1 rRNA gene is annotated in these 3,071 nt (G+C 53.7%); it reads right to left on the bottom strand.

Features of this window, described 5'->3' with window-relative positions:
- Positions 1 to 45: 45 nt before the first annotated feature.
- Positions 46 to 2,957 (bottom strand): 23S ribosomal RNA (locus tag ABLA76_RS12370).
- Positions 2,958 to 3,071 lie beyond the last annotated feature (114 nt).

The raw sequence follows: 3,071 nt of genomic DNA, 5'->3' as shown, positions 1-3,071 counted from the left end.
TCACTCTGAAACCCTCTCAAATCCCCAAAACACCTTCGGTGTTGTCAGGTTAAGCCGCACGGCTCATTAGTACCGGTTAGCTCAACGTCTCGCAACGCTTACACACCCGGCCTATCCACGTCCTCGTCTCGGACGGTCCTTCAGTACCCTCAAAGGAGTAAGGGAAGACTCATCTTAAGGCAAGTTTCCCGCTTAGATGCTTTCAGCGGTTATCTCTTCCGCACTTAGCTACCGGGCAATGCCATTGGCATGACAACCCGAACACCAGTGGTGCGTCCACTCCGGTCCTCTCGTACTAGGAGCAGCCCCTTGCAATCTTCCAGCGCCCACGGCAGATAGGGACCGAACTGTCTCACGACGTTCTAAACCCAGCTCGCGTACCACTTTAAATGGCGAACAGCCATACCCTTGGGACCTACTTCAGCCCCAGGATGTGATGAGCCGACATCGAGGTGCCAAACACCGCCGTCGATATGAACTCTTGGGCGGTATCAGCCTGTTATCCCCGGAGTACCTTTTATCCGTTGAGCGATGGCCCTTCCATTCAGAACCACCGGATCACTATGACCTGCTTTCGCACCTGCTCGAGCTGTCACTCTCGCAGTCAAGCTGGCTTATGCCATTGCACTAACCTCCTGATGTCCGACCAGGATTAGCCAACCTTCGTGCTCCTCCGTTACGCTTTGGGAGGAGACCGCCCCAGTCAAACTACCCACCAGACACTGTCCGCAACCCGGATAACGGGCCGGCGTTAGAACATCAAACATTCAAGGGTGGTATTTCAAGGATGGCTCCGTGCAGACTGGCGTCCGCACTTCACAGCCTCCCACCTATCCTACACATCAAGGCTCAAGGTTCAGTGTCAAGCTATAGTAAAGGTTCACGGGGTCTTTCCGTCTTGCCGCGGGTACACTGCATCTTCACAGCGAGTTCAATTTCACTGAGTCTCGGGTGGAGACAGCCTGGCCATCATTACGCCATTCGTGCAGGTCGGAACTTACCCGACAAGGAATTTCGCTACCTTAGGACCGTTATAGTTACGGCCGCCGTTTACTGGGGCTTCGATCAGGAGCTTCTCGCCAGGCGATAACCCCATCAATTAACCTTCCAGCACCGGGCAGGCGTCACACCGTATACGTCCACTTTCGTGTTTGCACAGTGCTGTGTTTTTATTAAACAGTTGCAGCCAGCTGGTATCTGCGACTGGCCTCAGCTCCGGACGCCTGGTCCTTCACCTAACGCCAGCGTGCCTTCTCCCGAAGTTACGGCACCATTTTGCCTAGTTCCTTCACCCGAGTTCTCTCAAGCGCCTGAGTATTCTCTACCTGACCACCTGTGTCGGTTTGGGGTACGATGAGCACTAATCTGAAGCTTAGGGGCTTTTCCTGGAAGCGGGGCATCAGCAACTTCAGCACCGTAGTGCCTCGTCATCGTGCCTCAGTGCTATGGATAACCGGATTTGCCTGATTATCCCACCTACACACTTAAACCGGGACGACCGTCGCCCGGATTGCCTAGCCTTCTCCGTCCCCCCATCGCAATTATTGCCCGTACAGGAATATTAACCTGTTTCCCATCGACTACGCTTTTCAGCCTCGCCTTAGGGGTCGACTCACCCTGCCCCGATTAACGTTGGACAGGAACCCTTGGTCTTCCGGCGAGCGGGTTTTTCACCCGCTTTATCGTTACTTATGTCAGCATTCGCACTTCTGATACCTCCAGCAAACCTCACAGTTCACCTTCAACGGCTTACAGAACGCTCCCCTACCCAGCAACACATTCATGTCGCTGCCGCAGCTTCGGTGCATGGTTTAGCCCCGTTACATCTTCCGCGCAGGCCGACTCGACCAGTGAGCTATTACGCTTTCTTTAAATGATGGCTGCTTCTAAGCCAACATCCTGGCTGTCTGAGCCTTCCCACTTCGTTTCCCACTTAACCATGACTTGGGGACCTTAGCTGGCGGTCTGGGTTGTTTCCCTCTTCACGACGGACGTTAGCACCCGCCGTGTGTCTCCCGTGATAACATTCTTCGGTATTCGCAGTTTGCATCGGGTTGGTAAGTCGGGATGACCCCCTAGCCGAAACAGTGCTCTACCCCCGAAGATGACTTCACGAGGCGCTACCTAAATAGCTTTCGGGGAGAACCAGCTATCTCCCGGTTTGATTGGCCTTTCACCCCCAGCCACAAGTCATCCGCTAATTTTTCAACATTAGTCGGTTCGGTCCTCCAGTTAGTGTTACCCAACCTTCAACCTGCCCATGGCTAGATCACCGGGTTTCGGGTCTATACCCTGCAACTTAACGCCCAGTTAAGACTCGGTTTCCCTGCGGCTCCCCTATACGGTTAACCTTGCTACAGAATATAAGTCGCTGACCCATTATACAAAAGGTACGCAGTCACCCTGATAAATCAGGGCTCCCACTGCTTGTACGTACACGGTTTCAGGTTCTCTTTCACTCCCCTCGCCGGGGTTCTTTTCGCCTTTCCCTCACGGTACTGGTTCACTATCGGTCAGTCAGGAGTATTTAGCCTTGGAGGATGGTCCCCCCATGTTCAGACAGGATATCACGTGTCCCGCCCTACTCTTCGAGCTCACAAGACACACCACTTCGGATACGGGGCTTTCACCCTTTACTGCCGGCCTTTCCAGACCGTTCTCCTGAGGCGTGTCATGCTGATGGCTCTGGGCTCCTCCCCGTTCGCTCGCCGCTACTGGGGGAATCTCGGTTGATTTCTTTTCCTCGGGGTACTGAGATGTTTCAGTTCCCCCGGTTCGCCTCATTAACCTATGGATTCAGTTAATGATGATGCAACGGATTGCACCGGGTTTCCCCATTCGGACATCGCCGGCTGATAGCGCTTCATATCAGCTCACCGGCGCTTTTCGCAGATTAGCACGTCCTTCATCGCCTCTGACTGCCTAGGCATCCACCGTGTACGCTTAGTCGCTTAACCTGACAACCCGAAGGTGTCTTCGGATTGACGGGTCTGAGAGACTCACCCGTGCTGATGAATTCATCGTCACGGGCTGTTTCAAATTTTCAGCTTGTTCCAGATTGTTAAAGAGCT

Source organism: Xenorhabdus sp. SGI240, assembly GCF_040081915.1.
GTDB lineage: Bacteria > Pseudomonadota > Gammaproteobacteria > Enterobacterales > Enterobacteriaceae > Xenorhabdus > Xenorhabdus bakwenae.
This window is presented reverse-complemented; position numbering and strand designations above follow the sequence as displayed.